The following is a 15,700-nucleotide window of genomic DNA, read 5'->3' as shown; positions in this document are numbered from 1 at the left end:
GAGGCCTTTTCCATGACCGAACATCTCGCGCACACCGTTGCCGGCGGCGGGGAGCCCGCTGGCCAGATCGAGGTCCGCTGCCCCTTTGATGACGAACTGCTGGCCACGGTGGAGACCATTGGCGAGGAATTGGCTGAAAAGGCAATGGCCACAGCCCACGAGCTGTACCGGGACCGATCGCAATGGCTCCCGGTAACTCGCCGGATCGAGATCCTCGAAAAGGTCGCCGAACTGATGCGCGCGAGGGCGGACGAGCTGGCGCTCACCGCGGCCTCCGAGGGCGGTAAGCCACTGCCCGACTCGATTGTCGAGGTGAATCGCGCGATCGAAGGCGTTCACCTCTGCGTGGACGGGCTGAAAAACCAGGCGGGTCGACAGTACCCGATGGGCGTGTCGGCCGCCTCAGCCAACCGCCTGTCCTTTTCGATCCATGAACCGATCGGCGTGGTGGTGGCCGTCAGCGCGTTCAATCACCCGCTGAACCTCATCGTGCATCAGGTGGGACCCGCGGTGGCCGCCGGCTGCCCGGTGCTGGTCAAGCCCGCCAAGGCGACGCCAATTTCGTGCTTTCGCTTTGTGCATATGCTTCGCGAGGCCGGCCTGCCGGACGAGTGGTGCCAGATTGCCATGACCGAAAGCAACTCCCTGGCCACCAAACTTGTCAGCGACCCACGGACCGGGTTCTTCAGCTTCATCGGGAGCTCGGCCGTCGGCTGGATGCTCCGCTCGAAGCTCGCGCCTGGCGCGCGCTGTGCCCTGGAGCATGGCGGCGTGGCGCCGGTGATCTTCGCCGCGGACGCTGACCTCGACGCGGCAGTGCCGCTGCTGGCCAAAGGCGGCTTCTATCACGCCGGTCAGGTCTGCGTCTCCGTACAGCGGGTCTACGCCCACGAGAGCGTGGCGAAGGACCTGGCGACCCGGCTTGCGGCGGCAGCCGATCAGATGACGGTGGGTGATCCGCGGAGCGCGGACACCGAGGTTGGACCGCTCATCGATCCGGGTGAGGTCGACCGTATCGACGGCTGGGTCAAGGAAGCTGTTGAGGGCGGAGCCACCCTGGTAACCGGCGGCGGCCGGATCGACGGCAACTGCTACCAGCCGACCGTGCTGCTGGACCCGCCCGACGGCGCCACCATCAGCGGCAACGAAGTCTTTGGTCCGGTGGTTTGCGTTTACTCGGTGGCTGATGAGGACGAGGCGCTCCAGCGGGCGAACTCCCTCGACGTGTCTTTTCAATCAGCCGTCTTTACCCGCAGTATCGATACCGCGATGAAGGTCTACCGCGGCATCGACGCCAGCGCGGTCATGATCAACGACCATACGGCCTTCCGGGTGGACTGGATGCCGTTTGCCGGCCTGCGTACCTCAGGCCACGGGGTGGGCGGTATTGAGTTCACCTTTGAAGAGATGCAGGTCTCGAAGATGGCCGTGCTTCGTTCGCTCGAACTGTAGCGGTGATGAGGGGGGTTGACGTGCGGTACGCTGGAGGCAAGCGATGAATATTCCCGGCTGGGTGCTGACCACCCTGGAGATCCTGACCGGCCTGTTTATCCTCGTGCTGGGGGTGGGTTTCCTGGTGCTGGTTGCGCTGTTTTTCATCGACAAGTTCCAGACGGAAAGCACCGTGAAGCGGAACTACCCGGTGATCGGGCGGTTTCGGTTCCTGTTTGAGCACCTCGGGGAGTTCTTTCGGCAATACTTTTTCGCCATGGATCGCGAGGAGATGCCCTTTAACCGGGCTCAGCGTTCCTGGGCTTACCGCGCCGCCAAGGACGTGAACAACACCGCCGCCTTCGGTTCAACCAAAGACCTGCGGCCGGAGGGCACGGTGATCTTCGCCAACTGCCCGTTCCCGCCGCTGGAAAGCGAAAAGCCTGAGGCAACCCCAATCCTGTTTGGGCCGGATTGTCAGCACAGCTTTCGCACGACGGCGTTTTTTAATATCTCCGGCATGAGCTATGGGGCGCTCTCAAAGCCGGCGGTCCAGGCCCTGTCCTTTGGCGCCGCCAAAGCGGGAATCTGGCTCAACACCGGGGAAGGGGGGCTGGCGCCGGCCCACCTCCAGGGTGGTTGCGACATCATCTATCAGATCGGCACCGCCAAATACGGCGTGCGGAACGAGGACGGCGAGCTGTGCGATGAGCGCCTGGCTGAGGTCGCGGCCCACGAGCGGGTCAAGATGTTTGAGCTCAAGCTTGCGCAGGGCGCCAAGCCCGGTAAGGGAGGCATCCTGCCAGCGGCCAAGGTCACGCCGGAAATTGCCAAGATCCGCGGCATTCCGGAAGGCGAGGCCTCGGTCAGCCCCAATCGGCATCGCGACATCAGCAGCTGCGAGCAACTGCTCGACGTGCTGAACCGGATCCGGCGAGTGACCGGGAAACCGGTGGGGATCAAGGTGGTGCTGTCGAGCGCCAGCTGGCTGGACGAGCTCGCGCAAGAAATCCACTCGCGCGGCATCGAGGCCGCGCCCGATTTTATTACCGTGGACAGCGGCGACGGCGGCACCGGTGCCGCGCCACAGCCGCTGATGGATGAAATGGGGCTGCCGCTGCGCGAGGCGCTGCCGATGCTCGTTGACAAGCTCAACGAGTACAGCCTGACCCGGCGGGTCCGGGTGATTGCCTCCGGCAAACGGGTGACGCCAGCGGAGGTGGCCTGGGCACTGTGCGCGGGCGCTGACGTGGTGACCAGCGCGCGGGGCTTCATGTTTGCGCTCGGCTGTATCCAGGCGCTGCAGTGCAACAAAAACACCTGTCCGACCGGAATAACAACCCACGACAAGACGCTGCAGCGGGGTCTGGTGCCGAAAGAAAAATCTCGGCGCGTGGCGAACTATGCCAAAAACATGGTCAAGGAAGTGACGATCATCGCGCACAGCTGCGGCGTCAGCGAGCCGCGTCGCCTGGCCCGTAAACATGCTCGGGTGGTGAGCGACAACGGCCTCTCGATCCCGCTCAACGAGCTGCATCCGGACGTGCCGCCAAGGGTGACCTTCCCCGGTCGGGCCGCCTAGCCCGAAAGCTGGCTGAAATCAGTCGACGGTTTTGATCAGCTCGCCGGGCTGCGGTTCGCCGCGCGGATAGGCGCCGTTGATCAGGCGTAAATTCTGCTCGGGATAGGTGGAAATTGCCGATTCACGAGCAAGTAGGTTGTAGGTGGTTCCCTGCTCGACGCGCACAATTTTCAGCTTCGGTGCTTCCGCCAGCGAGATGTCGGTTGGATCCATTCGATCGAAGCTGAAAATGGTCGAAATGAACTCAGCGTCGGAGGCGATACGGCTGAGGTCTCGCTTGCCGGTCCCGATAAACACGTAGGCGCGCCGGAAGCGGTTGTCCAGGATCGCCGCAACCCGAGCTGGCCGGTTGCCGAACGGCCCACCGGAATACCGGGAAATGGTTGCGATATGGGCCCGCATGCCCGCGATCGTGATGTCTTTGCCGTCGACGAGCTTCTCGACGCGATACTTCTTTTTGATCACGTCAGACGCGGTCATCTTGCGACCCGGCACGACCACGTCAACCTGCAGCGCGGCGTCGTTGGTCTCCGACAGGGCCTGGATCTGGGAAGACTTACCGCCGACGCGCCAATCCTCGGGAAACTTCATCTTGATCGCGTACTTGCCGTTGTAGAAGTAGTTGCGGCGAACCGTCCCTGGCGTCCTGCTAGGGCCAAACGCCATGCCGTCGATCATGTCCAGAAAACGCTGCTGCTCGTCCGCCCGGATCTCTGCCGGCCGAAACTTCTGCGCGGCAATCAGCGCTTCGCGAAACCGCTCGTCGTTGTCCGGGTGGGTTCGGTTGGTGCCGTGAGGGACTCGAGGATCACGCTTTTCGATCCGCGCGCGCTCGAATTCAAACTGTTCCCGTGTTTTCAGGAGCGCCACGGTGTCGCTGATCGCCTCGGTTGAGTAGCCCGTTTTGGCCATAAACTTGGCGCCGAGCGCATCGGCCTCCAGCTCCTGGTCACGGCCGTAGCCGGTCACCATGACGTCGCCGACAATATTGGCGGCCTCGCCGCCGATGTTGCTGCGTGTGGCAATTGCGGACAGCGCCGCCAGCGCCCCCCACATTTTCTGTTTGCTTTGCCGCTTCAGACTGTGGCGCGCAGTAACGTGGCCGATTTCATGGCCCAGTACTGCCGCGAGTTCTGCTTCACTGTTGAGGTGGGCCAGCATGCCGCGGGTGATGTAGATGTAGCCTCCCGGCAGCGCAAACGCATTCACCAGCTCGTCGTCCAGCACCGTAAAGGTGTACTGGATGTCCGGCATGTCGCTGTTTCGGGCAATTTCCTGCCCGATCTCGTCCACATATTCCTGGAGCTGAGGGTCGGGGTAGGTGGTGACCTGAGCCATCATCCGCAGGTGCAGCTCCGCGCCTAGCTCGGCCTCTTCTTCGATGCTCATCAGCGCCTGAACCGGCCCGTTGGCCACCAGGCCCAGGAGCAGCAGGGGGATGAATCTAGCGAAGGTTTTTGCCACGGCGATGCCTCAAGTTCCGATGTCTACTCATGATAGACCACTCGAAGCAGCGATTGGTTTCAGGGGCGAGGCTTAGCGATCCGGCGCCTTCCGCGCCGTTTGGCGGATCACGAGGGTCAAAATAGTGCCGGTCACAAGGAAATTGATCAGCTGAGGCCAGCCGGAAAACCCGTAGCTGGGGTCGTCCAGCAAGTAGGCGTGACCCAGAATCGGCAGCATCACGCCCGCGATCAAGAGAAAAAAATTGACGCTGGACTCGGCCAGCGCCACCAGCTGGCTGGTTTGAGGCACCTTCCACAGCAGCACGGTGCAGCCCACGAGAAAACAGTAATACAGAATCCGATGGCCTGGGTCGGCCAGGCCAGCGACGCGGAGATTCAGGTCCAGTACCCAGTCCAGCAGCATGAACAAGGGCGTCAGCAGGTAGTAGGCCCGGATCAACCCGGTTCGCTACCGGGCTTGCTGACGATGCGCAGCACGACATAGCCAAGGACCGCGGCCAGGCCGGATCCCATCAGGATCCCCAGCCGGTCATAGACAAAGTTTTCGGCACCGGTTTCCTGAAACGCCAGCGAGGCAATAAACAGGCTCATGGTAAAGCCGACGCCGCACAGAATCGACATGCCGTAGATCTGCGGCCACCGCAGTCCTTCGGGGAGCTTGGCGATCCCGGTGGCGACCAGGAGACCGATCAGCGACATCACGCCAAGCTGTTTGCCGATAATCAGGCCGAGCATAATGCCCAGCGTGATGGGGTGCCCGAGGGCATCCAGCGAAAGGCCGCCCAGTGACACCCCCGCATTAAAAAACGCGAAGATGGGCACCACGGCGTAGGCGATCAGCGGGTGCAGGTCGTGCTCCAGCGTCTCGAGCGGTGAATGGTCGGTATCCGGGAGCTTCATGGGAATAAACATTGCCACCGCGACGCCGGCCAACGTGGCGTGGACGCCCGATTTGAGGACGCAGACCCAGACCAGCAGCCCGACGAACAGGTAAGAAGTGATGCCGGAGACGTTGCGGAAGTTCATTACGGCGAGGATGACCAGTCCGATCGCCGCCAGCCCGAGTGCCATAACCGAGATGTTGTTGGAGTAGAACATCGCGATGATGATGATGGCTCCGAGATCGTCAAAGATGGCGATCGCGAGCAGCATCAGCTTGAGGGCGTTGGGCACCCGATTGCCTAGCAGCGCGAGAATCCCCAGGGCAAAAGCGATGTCGGTTGCCGCTGGGATAGCCCAGCCGGCCAGTGCGTCAGCATTGTCCCAGTTGATCCAGGCGTAGATCCCTGCTGGCACCGCCAGCCCCCCGACAGCGCCCGCCAGCGGCAGCGCCACCTGCGCCGGACTGGAAAGCTGTCCCACGAGGATTTCGCGCTTGACCTCCAGGCCGACAAGCAGAAAGAACATGGCCATCAGGCCGTCGTTGACCCACAGTAGCAGCGGTTTGTCGATGGCAAAGGTGCCGATGCTGATCGCCAGTTTGGTGCTGAGCAGCAGGTCATAGGTGCTCGACAGTGGGCTGTTTGCCACCACTAGCGCGGCGAGGGCTGAACCGATCAGGATGATCCCGCTGGCCGATTCCAGCTTGATGAATTCGCGCATCAGGTTTAACGGCATGGGGCTTGTGCTCGATAGGCGTGAGTTAAGGCGCGTATTGTCCAAAAAATTGTCCCGATTTGTTAGCCCCTGGAACGACTTGCCAGGAAATTTGCTAGCATGCGCGGCCTGTCACGCTGGAGCCCGCCGATGCAACGAAGATCTTTCCTGAAAGTCACCGGCCTGGGTCTAACCAGCATGAGCGTGCCCTTGAGCACCACGGCGGAGGAAGCGGCCAGCCTGCCGCTGGCCCTTGAGACCAAGCGAACGCTGGCCGACGTGGCGCTGGAGTCGGCCAAGGCCGCTGGGGCCAGCTACGCAGATGCGCGAATCGGCCGATACCTGAACCAGTACCTTTTTACCCGCGAGTCGCGGATTCAAAACATCGTCAACACTGAGTCGAGCGGTATCGGCGTCCGGGTCATCGCCAAAGGCACCTGGGGTTTTGCGGCAACCTCCAAGCTGGACGCCGACTCGGTGGCTGCTGCTGCCCGTCAGGCGGTAGCGCTGGCGGTGGCGAACTCGAAGGTACAGTCGCGGCCGGTGCAGCTAGCGCCGGTCAAGGGGGCGGGCGAGGTGACCTGGGGGACACCGATCAAGCGGAACGCCTTTGAGATTCCCATCAAAGACAAGGCGGAACTCCTGCTGGAGGCCAACGCGGCGGCGCTGGGTGCCGGCGCCAGCTTCATCAGCTCCAGCCTGTTCCAGGTGAACGAGCAGAAGTATTTTGCGTCTACTGACGGCACCTATGCTGACCAGGACATCCATCGCATCTGGGCGCCGTTTACGGCCACGGCGGTGGAAAAGAGCACCGGCCGCTTTCGATCGCGCCAGGCCATCGGCGTTCCGATGGGCATGGGCTTTGAGTACCTGGAGCCCGATCCGGCCGAGCGCATCGACGGCGTCACGCCACGGTACCGCTGTGCCTACGACCTGATCGAGGATGCCCGGCAGGCGGGCCGGCAGGCCAAGGAGAAGCTCACGGCCAAGTCCGTGGAGCCGGGTAGCTATGACCTGGTACTCGATCCCACGCACCTGATGCTGACCATTCACGAGTCGGTGGGACATCCGCTGGAGCTCGACCGGGTGCTTGGCTACGAAGCCAACTACGCGGGCACCAGCTTTGCCACCCTCGACAAATGGCGCCAGGGTGATTTTCGCTATGGCTCGGACCAGGTCAATCTCGTCGCCGACAAGCAGCAGGTGAATTCGCTGGGTCGGGTTGCGTTTGATGATGAGGGTGTCGCAGCTCGCGAGTGGGATCTGGTCCGGGACGGCATTCTGGTGAACTATCAGGCGACCCGGGATCAGGTTCACATGCTCGATCAGGACCAGTCGCACGGCTGTAGCTACGCGGACAGCTGGTCGAGCGTGCAGTTTCAACGGATGCCCAACGTGTCACTGGAACCGGGCAAAGCGCCGTTGACGCCGGACGACATGATCAAAGAGGTCGAGAAAGGCATCTATATTGTCGGTCGCGGTTCGTACTCGATCGATCAGCAGCGCTATAACATGCAGTTTGGCGGCCAGCTCTTTTACGAGATTGTTGACGGGAAAATCACGGGCATGCTGGAAGATGTTACCTATCAGTCAACGAGCACTGAGTTTTGGAATGCTTGTGTCGCGAGCTGCGACGCTAGCGACTACCGCCTCGGCGGTACGTTCTTTGACGGAAAGGGGGAGCCAAGCCAGGTGAGCGCGGTTTCCCACGGCTGCTCAACCACCCGCTTTAACGATATCAAGGTGATTAATTCCGCCCGAAAAATATAACGATACGGGTGGGCCCGGCACTCGGTGTCGGGACTTTCGACACTGACCGCCGCCGGACGCGACCGGCAATATCCCGATCCATAGGCGTTCCGCACCACACTAGCGGGCCGCACAAACAGATTTGAGGGGCATTCCCAATGGAAAGACGAGATTTTTTGAAGGTCACCGGTGTCGGTATGGGCACCCTGGCGCTGCCGATCACCGGCAACGTGATTGCGGCGGAACAGCTGGTGCTGCCGCTGGAACTCGAGGTGAAAAAATCGCTCGCGGAGGCGGCGCTCAACACGGCGACGACCGCGGGAGCGAGCTACGCTGACGTGCGCGTCGGTCGATACCTCAACCAGTTTGTTGTGACCCGTGAAAACAAGGTCCAGAACATCGTCAACACCGAGTCGCTGGGCGTCGGCGTTCGGGTGATCAGCAACGGCACCTGGGGCTTCGCCGCCACGTCCGGGCTAGACCCCGATAGCGTCAACCGGGCGGCCGCCAAGGCGGTGGCAACGGCCAAGGCCAACTCGAAATTTCAGGACAAGCCGGTGGTGCTGGCGCCGGTCAAGGGTGTCGGCGAGGTGAGCTGGAAAACGCCGATCAAAAAGAACGCCATGGAAGTGCCGATTGCCGAAAAGGTGGACATGCTGCTGTCCGTGAACGCCGCGGCTTTGGGCGCGGGCGCCGATTTCATCAACTCGATTCTTTTTCTGGTCAACGAGCAAAAGTACTTCGCCTCGACCGACGGGTCTTACATCGACCAGGACGTTCATCGGCTTTGGGCGCCCTTCTTTGCTACCGCGATCGATAAGTCCACCGGGAAGTTCAAGTCCCGGCAGGGGCTGAGCTCCCCGGTAGGACGCGGCTGGGAATACCTCGAAGGCCGCGAGGAAGACAAGATCAAGAGCGTGACCACTCTGTACGACAAGTCCTACGACATGGTCGAAGACGCGCGGCTCGCTGCCGAGCAGGCGCGTGAGAAGCACAAGGCCAAGTCGGTTGAACCCGGCAAGTACGATCTCGTGCTGGAACCCAGCCACATGTGGCTCACCATTCATGAATCGGTGGGCCATCCGCTGGAGCTCGACCGCGTGCTCGGCTACGAGGCCAACTACGCTGGCACCAGCTTTGCCACCATCGACAAGTGGCGTGCCGGCGACTTCAAGTATGGCTCTGAAGTCGTGAATCTGGTCGCAGACAAGACCCAGGTGGGGTCGCTCGGCCACGTCGCCTACGACGACGAAGGCGTGCCGACCGGCGAATGGGACCTGGTGCGAGACGGTACGCTGGTCAACTACCAGGCGATCCGCGATCAGGTGCACATGATCGACCAGAATCAGTCGCACGGCTGCTGCTATGCGGATAACTGGTCAACGGTGCAGTTCCAGCGCATGCCCAACGTGTCGCTGGAGCCGGGCAAAGAGCCGTTGACGCCCGAAGAGATGATCAAAGACGTCGAAAAAGGCATTTATATTGTCGGCTCGGGGTCGTTCTCAATCGACCAGCAGCGCTACAACTTTCAGTTCGGCGGTCAGCTGTTCTACGAAATCAAAGACGGTGAAATTGCGGGCATGCTCGAAGATGTGACCTACCAGTCCACGACCAACGAGTTCTGGAACTCGTGCGTGGCGATCTGCGATGAACGCGACTACCGGCTTGGCGGTTCGTTCTTCGACGGCAAAGGGGAACCCAGCCAGGTGAGCGCGGTGTCGCACGGCAGTGCCACCACCCGCTTTAACGACATCAACGTCATCAACTCATCGCGCAAGATCTAAATCGGGAGACGCATCATGACCATTATGGACAGCAAGCAGGCCAAAGGCCTGATGGACAAGGTTCTGGGCTTCTCTAAGGCTGAGGAGTGCGAAGTGAATCTCTCGGGGGCCGTCACGGGCAACGTGCGCTACGCCCTCAACACGGTCACCACCTCGGGCGTCACTGAAGACGTGACGATGGTGGTGCAGTCGGCGTTCGGCAAGAAATCGGGGGTCGCCACCATCAACCAGTTTGACGACAAGTCGCTCGAGCGGGCCGTGCGGACCTCCGAGGAACTAGCGCGTTTGTCCCCGGAGAGCGAGGAGTACATGCCGCGGCTCGGCCAGCAGGACTACCTCGAAGGCAATGGCTTTGTCGACGCAACGGCCAAGATCACGGCGGAATATCGCGCGCAGGCCGCCGCGGACTCGATCATCCCGAGCCGCAAAGCCGAGCTGACCGCGGCCGGTTTCATCAACGACTACGCCAGCTTTTCGGCGATGGCTAACAGCAAAGGGCTGTTTGCCTTTTATCCGTCGACCGGTATCGATTTCTCCACCACCATCCGTACCGCTGACGGTACCGGCTCAGGCTGGGCGTCCCGTGACTTCAACGACGTACGCCTGCTGAACACGGCTGACGCGTCCAAGGTGGCGATGGATAAGGCCGTGCGCTCCCGCGAAGCCAAGGCGATCGAGCCCGGCAAGTACACCGTGATCCTCGAGCCCGCCGCCAGCGTCAGGCTGATCAACAACATGGCGGGCTCCATGAGCCGCCGCCTCGCTGACGAAGGCCGCAGTTTCCTGTCCAAGGAAGGGGGAGAAACCAAAATCGGCGAGAAGCTATTCGATGAGCGTGTGACGGTTTACTCAGATCCGCAAAACGCCGACAACCCGTATTCACCCTGGTCGGGTGACGGTCAGGCGCATACCAAACGCACCTGGATCAAAGATGGGGTGGTGCAGCAGCTGCCGTGCTCGCGCTACTGGGCTGAGCAAAAGGAATACGAGGCGATCGCCAATCCCAACGGTTGGATTATGGTCGGCGGCAGCGAGAGCACGGCTGATCTGATCAAGGGCGTGCGCCGCGGAATTTTGGTTACGCGGACCTGGTACATTCGCTCGGTGGATCCACAAACGCAGCTCTACACGGGCCTGACCCGCGACGGAACTTTTTTTGTCGAAAACGGCGAAATCCAGTATCCGGTCAAAAACCTGCGCTTCAACGAAAGCCCGGTGATCATGCTCAACAACATCGAGAAGCTCGGCAAGCCGGTACGGATCAACGGCAACATGGTGCCGCCGATGGTGGTGCGCGACTTCACGTTCACCTCGTTGTCTGACGCCGTTTAGTGTCCTGTCCCGCTAATTCGTTGCGTTTCAGCGCGTGTCCACAAGGCCCTGGGGCAAGGCGTGAGCCGCCGGCCAGGGTGGTTCCCTGGCCAAGGTTCGCAACGCCGCCCCAGGCCTTGTGGTGCGCGCCCAAAGGGAGCCCCCTTGGCGCCAATAACCGCGTTGCATCGCTTGCCAAGGGCTACGGCCATTGGCGGCGCGATGCGCCTTGTTCTTGGCCCCAAGGGGGCTCTGAAATGCAACAACTTAGCGGGACAGGACACTAAGTGGATACTAGGCGCCGGCAGTTTTGTCAGGTGCTATCGGGAATGGCGGCAGCAACCGCCGTTCCCGCTCTCGCTGAGCGAGCCTACGACTTTCGATTCACCCGGCTGATGTACGAATCGGGCAATTGGGATGTGGACGAGCGGATGCCGTCAAACCTTCTGAATAGCCTGATCGAGTACACGAACCTTCGCGTTGACCCCAACGAGTATGTGATTCCGCTGGCCGACCCGTCGATGCTCAGCGCGCCGTTCTGCTACATGGCCGGCCACCGACTCGTGCAGTTTACGCCCGAAGAAAAGCGAAACTTTGAAACCTACGTTCGCGGCGGCGGCTTTGTTTTTGCCGACGACTGTAACCACGATATCGACGGCCTGTTTGCCGTCAGCTTCGAGCGTCAGATGGCGGACATTTTTGGTGACGATGCGCTCGTCAAGATCCCCAACGACCACGATATCTACACCTGCTTTTTTCAGTTCGACGGACCGCCGACGACCTCGCTCGAGCTAAACGGCTGGGGTGATGACCTGGTGCACGACTACCTCAAGGCCATCATCATCGACGGCCGCGTTGGCGTGCTTTACAGCAACAAGGATTACGGTTGTGAGTGGGACTACGATTTGCGCAACAAGCGCTTTATGGCCCGCGACAATACCCGCTTCGGGGTCAACATCGTCGTCTACGCCATTTCCTCATGAAAACGACCCACAGCCCCCAACACGATCAGGTTGATGACCTGCTTAATTCGCTGGCCGGTGTCGGCCACGAGATGGCGAAAGTTATCGTGGGTCAGCAGGAGGTGGTTCGGCAGCTGCAGGTTGCGCTCCTGGCAGGTGGCCACTGCCTGCTGGAAGGGGTTCCTGGACTCGCCAAGACGCTGATGGTTCAGACGCTGGCGCGCTGTCTGGATCTGAGCTTTACCCGGATTCAGTTTACGCCCGATCTGATGCCAGCCGACCTCATCGGCACGGAGATTTTGCGCCGCGGCGAGGACGGCAGCGCGAGCTTTGAGTACCAGCCAGGACCGGTTTTCACCCAGGTGTTGCTGGCGGACGAAATCAACCGTACGCCCCCCAAGACGCAGGCGGCATTGCTCGAGGCGATGTCCGAGCGTTCCGTGAGCTACGCTGGAGAAACCCGCCTGCTGCCCGCACCGTTTTTTGTATTGGCAACCCAAAACCCGCTGGAGCAGGCCGGGACCTACCCGCTACCGGAGGCGCAGCTGGACCGGTTCCTGCTCCTGCTGAACGTGGCCTATCCGAGCCACGAAGAAGAGCTGGCCATTCTCAATGCCACCACCGGCAATCGGGAAGGCAAACCTCAGGCGCTGCTCAATGCCGAGCAGGTCCTGACACTACAGTCGCTGGCCCGCGACGTGGTGATCAGCGAGACGCTGGTCGACTATGCAGCCAGGCTGGTGCGCGCGACGCGCCCTGGCCAGAGCAAGATCGCCGAGGTGGATCAGTATCTACGCTGGGGCGCTGGCCCGCGGGCGGGGCAGGCGCTGGTGCTGACGGCCAAAGCCACCGCGCTCCTGGACGGTCGCTTTGCGGTCACCGAAGCGGATCTGCGGGCCAACGCGGGCCCGGTACTACGCCACCGGCTGCTGCCGAACTTCCATGCGCAGGCTGATGGCGTTACTGCCGACGATCTGGTTGACGCCGTGGTTCGAGGTGAGCCCCGGCCGGCCAGCCCGCTGGACTGAAGCCGCCCCGGCTCTTCCCATGAGCAGCGCAGCCGCCCGTCGTGAGGAGGTCATCAATCCCGCCACGCTCGCGGCCATCGACGACCTGGAGCTGGCGGGGCGTATGCTGGCAACCGGCTATCTGTTCGGCCGTCACCTGGGGCAGCGTCACGGACCGGGCTTTGAGTTTGCCCAATACCGCGCCTGGCAGCCGGGCGACTCCAGCCGGAGCGTTGACTGGCGGCTGTATGCCCGATCCGAACGTTTGAGCGTACGCGAGTCGGAGCTGGAGACCGACCAGCGTCTCTGGCTCCTGCTGGACACCTCCGCCAGCATGGACTTTGCTTCACCTGGCGGCGCCCTGAATAAGTTTGCTTACGCCTGTCGACTGGCCGCCGCACTGGGCTACCTCGCTCAGCAGCAGGGGGACGAGCTTGGCCTGATCACGCTGGCGTCCGACTGTCGTCTTCGCGTGCCGGCCAGCGCTGGTCGACTGCAGTGGTATCGGGTGCTGGGCGCGATGCGCGATCTACGCTGCGCTGGGAGCTTGGGCGACGTGTCGTCGATCGACGGTAACCCCACTGAGCTCCGGCTGCCGCAGGGCTTCAGCGACGCCTCGGAAGGTGCGCTGATAATTGTGCTGTCCGATTTTTACCAGCATCACGGCGAGCTCAGCGACCTGCTCGGCCGGCTGGCGAACGGCGGGCGCGACGTGCGGGCGGTGTGCCTGGAGACCGAGGCGGAGCGGACGCTTCCCTACCGGGGGGTTGTCCGCCTGCGAGATCCGGAGTCCGGCGTTGAGCGATTCACCGATCCAGCGCAAACACGCGCGGCGTATCGAGCGTCGCGGCAGTCTTATTTCGACGAGCTGCGGCGCACGCTGCTGGGTCGGGGCGTCAACTTTGAGCGATTCAACGTCGATGAACCGCTGGACGGTCGACTCCGGCGTTACCTGACGGATCAGCCATGATCAGCTGGCAAAACCCTGGCTGGCTTTGGGGGCTGACGGCCCTGGTGGTGCCGCTGGTGATTCACCTGCTCAATGCGTCGAGCGGCCAGCCGATGACCTTTCCGGCGCTGCGTTTCACGGCACCCAGCCGAGCCCGACGGGTGCGGAGCATCTCGCTCAGGCAACCCTGGCTGCTAGCGCTGCGCTGGCTGCTGCTCACGCTGCTGGTCCTATGGCTGGCGGGCCCCAGCTGGCGCCCGGCGGTGCCGGCCGCCACCGCGGGTCCGGTGTTGGTCTCGCCGCTGGCTCTCCAGCGATATCCGGAAGCCGCCCGCGCCAAAGCCCGTGAGCTGGCGGCCGCCGGCGCCGAGGCGCCGCGCCAGCTCGCGACGGGCTTCCCCGACCTTGACCAGCCCGCGGTCTACGAAGGCCCGGTCGATCAGATGCTCCGTTCGCTGGCGGACACCTGGCCTGAGCGAACCCAGGTTGTGACGGTGGCCGATTCTCTGGATCGCAGCTGGCTTGCTGAGCCGTTGCCGCCCGGCGTCACGCTGCACACCGTCGCTGACGGCGCACTCCCGCCGCTTGAGGTGGGGCTGCTGGTGGGCTCCGAACGTTCGGAAGATGCCCGTTACGTCCGCGCTGCGCTCACCGCGCTGGCGAGCGCTGACCTGGTTCGCTGGCGGGAGCTGACGAACGCCGCTGACAGCGGACCTGACTCGGTGGTGGTAGACGCGCTGGTGTTGCTCGGCGTTGACCCGAGCGAGGTGGACGTGGCGCATCGCTTCTTTCTGACTGACGCCGGTGACACTGGCGACCGGTCGGAGCTGACGGTGGGTGAGCAGCGTTTTACGGTGCAGCGCGCCGCTAACCTCCCGGCGGGTGAGCCGGTGCTGCGCGATGATGGCGGCGAGCCGCTGCTGGTGCTCAGCAACGCGGGTCAGGTGCCGGGGCTCACCTTTGCCGGCCGGTTCCATCCCGACACCAACGCCCTGGTCAGCAGCGCGGCTTTTGTCGATCTGCTCAACGAGTGGCTGGTCCTCGCGCGCCAGCTCCCGCAGCCGCTTGAGCTGGCTGAGAATCCCGCACCCAGCTCTTGGCTGGCAGCGTTGGTGCTGGTGAGCTGGCTGCTAGAACGCGCGCTGGCGCTGCGGGCCTCACCGACATCGATCAGCGCGACGCCGAAGGGCGGCGGCGAAGCGACGACTCAGAACACCCCGGCTGCGGTGACGTGAAGCTCGATCCGGCCCTTCTCAAACTCCAGCAGCGTATGCAGCGCCGCTTGCTGCTGATCGCTTTCGGGAGCGGTGCGGTCATGCTGGCGGCGGGGGCCGCCGTCAGCAGCGCCTGGCCTGGCTGGGCTCGACTTAGCGTCCTGCTGTTGCTGGGTGCATCCCTGGCGGCCTGGACCGAGCACTGGTGGCACCGGCTGCAGGGGAAGACCCTGGCCCGCCACCTCAACCGCCGCTGGCCCGTGCTGGAAGACAGCGCGCAGCTGCTCGTCGGAGACCAGGCGACGGCAAATCCGCTAGCGGCACGGCAGGCCAGGCGTGTTGTCCTGGCGCTGGAGCGGCAGCAGATTCCTGGCCAGCTGCCGCGAGGCGCGCGCCGCAGCCTGCTGAAGCTGCTGGCGCTGGCCCTGGCCGTCCTGCTGGCGCCAAAGCTCGGCATGCTGAGCACGCCGCGGGATGGACTCGGCGGTGCACACCTCACAGGTTTGGCACTTGAGGTCAGCCCGCCGGCCTATACCGGACAGGAAGCACAACGGCTGTCCACTGCGGCAGCGACGGTGGTTGAGGGCTCGCGCCTACGGTGGGAGCTGGCGTTTGCAGGCGTTGTCGATCTGGCTTGGCTGTCGTTTGA

General features: G+C 62.8%; 12 protein-coding genes. 9 read left to right on the top strand and 3 right to left on the bottom strand.

From position 1 onward, the window contains the following. Positions 1-12: 12 nt before the first annotated feature. Together AAF358_06420 and AAF358_06415 are read left to right on the top strand one after the other, a co-directional pair. Positions 13-1,452, top strand: a complete 1,440-nt coding sequence (locus AAF358_06420; protein MEM7705169.1) for an aldehyde dehydrogenase family protein — start codon at positions 13-15, stop codon at positions 1,450-1,452. A gap of 43 nt (positions 1,453-1,495) precedes the next feature. Then, positions 1,496-3,013 carry an FMN-binding glutamate synthase family protein gene (locus tag AAF358_06415; protein ID MEM7705168.1) on the top strand — a complete coding sequence of 506 codons (1,518 nt, stop codon included), beginning with the start codon at positions 1,496-1,498 and terminating at the stop codon, positions 3,011-3,013. Between the two features lie 18 nt (positions 3,014-3,031). Here AAF358_06415 and AAF358_06410 read toward each other — a convergent pair whose 3' ends face one another. The 3 genes from AAF358_06410 to nhaA form a co-directional block, all read right to left on the bottom strand. Then, the gene (locus tag AAF358_06410; GenBank protein ID MEM7705167.1) at positions 3,032-4,477 is read right to left on the bottom strand and encodes a M48 family metalloprotease; all 1,446 of its coding nucleotides are present in this window, start codon (positions 4,475-4,477) and stop codon (positions 3,032-3,034) included. 72 nt (positions 4,478-4,549) lie between these two features. Beyond that, entirely contained in the window at positions 4,550-4,918 is a 369-nt protein-coding gene (locus tag AAF358_06405; GenBank protein MEM7705166.1) for a hypothetical protein, read from the bottom strand. Next, on the bottom strand, positions 4,915-6,096 hold the full coding sequence (gene nhaA, locus AAF358_06400; protein MEM7705165.1) for a Na+/H+ antiporter NhaA: 1,182 nt from the start codon (positions 6,094-6,096) through the stop codon (positions 4,915-4,917). The genes AAF358_06405 and nhaA overlap by 4 nt, the downstream gene beginning before the upstream one ends. 129 nt (positions 6,097-6,225) lie before the next feature. Here nhaA and AAF358_06395 point away from each other — a divergent pair, with 129 nt between their 5' ends. The 7 genes from AAF358_06395 to AAF358_06365 all read left to right on the top strand — a co-directional run bounded on the left by AAF358_06395 (position 6,226) and on the right by AAF358_06365 (position 15,072). Beyond that, a complete protein-coding gene (locus AAF358_06395) occupies positions 6,226-7,845 on the top strand; it encodes a TldD/PmbA family protein (protein ID MEM7705164.1) in 1,620 nt (539 codons plus the stop codon). A gap of 137 nt (positions 7,846-7,982) precedes the next feature. After that, on the top strand, positions 7,983-9,608 hold the full coding sequence (locus tag AAF358_06390; GenBank protein ID MEM7705163.1) for a TldD/PmbA family protein: 1,626 nt from the start codon (positions 7,983-7,985) through the stop codon (positions 9,606-9,608). Between the two features lie 15 nt (positions 9,609-9,623). After that, a complete protein-coding gene (locus AAF358_06385; GenBank protein MEM7705162.1) occupies positions 9,624-10,940 on the top strand; it encodes a TldD/PmbA family protein in 1,317 nt (438 codons plus the stop codon). Positions 10,941-11,248: 308 nt separating this feature from the next. After that, positions 11,249-11,902, top strand: coding sequence for a DUF4159 domain-containing protein (locus AAF358_06380; protein MEM7705161.1), 654 nt, complete (start codon positions 11,249-11,251; stop codon positions 11,900-11,902). Further along, positions 11,899-12,909: a MoxR family ATPase gene (locus AAF358_06375; protein MEM7705160.1), complete on the top strand. Its 1,011-nt coding sequence runs from the start codon at positions 11,899-11,901 to the stop codon at positions 12,907-12,909. Before AAF358_06380 ends, AAF358_06375 begins: the two co-directional genes overlap by 4 nt. 19 nt (positions 12,910-12,928) lie before the next feature. Further along, complete coding sequence (locus tag AAF358_06370; GenBank protein ID MEM7705159.1) at positions 12,929-13,858, top strand: DUF58 domain-containing protein; 930 nt, start codon at positions 12,929-12,931, stop codon at positions 13,856-13,858. Further along, positions 13,855-15,072: a BatA domain-containing protein gene (locus tag AAF358_06365; GenBank protein ID MEM7705158.1), complete on the top strand. Its 1,218-nt coding sequence runs from the start codon at positions 13,855-13,857 to the stop codon at positions 15,070-15,072. Before AAF358_06370 ends, AAF358_06365 begins: the two co-directional genes overlap by 4 nt. The last annotated feature ends 628 nt before the right edge of the window (positions 15,073-15,700 follow it).

Source organism: Pseudomonadota bacterium, assembly GCA_039033415.1.
GTDB lineage: Bacteria > Pseudomonadota > Gammaproteobacteria > Xanthomonadales > SZUA-38 > JANQOZ01.
Note: the sequence above shows the minus strand (reverse complement) of the source record. Positions and strands in the feature narration are given on the sequence as shown.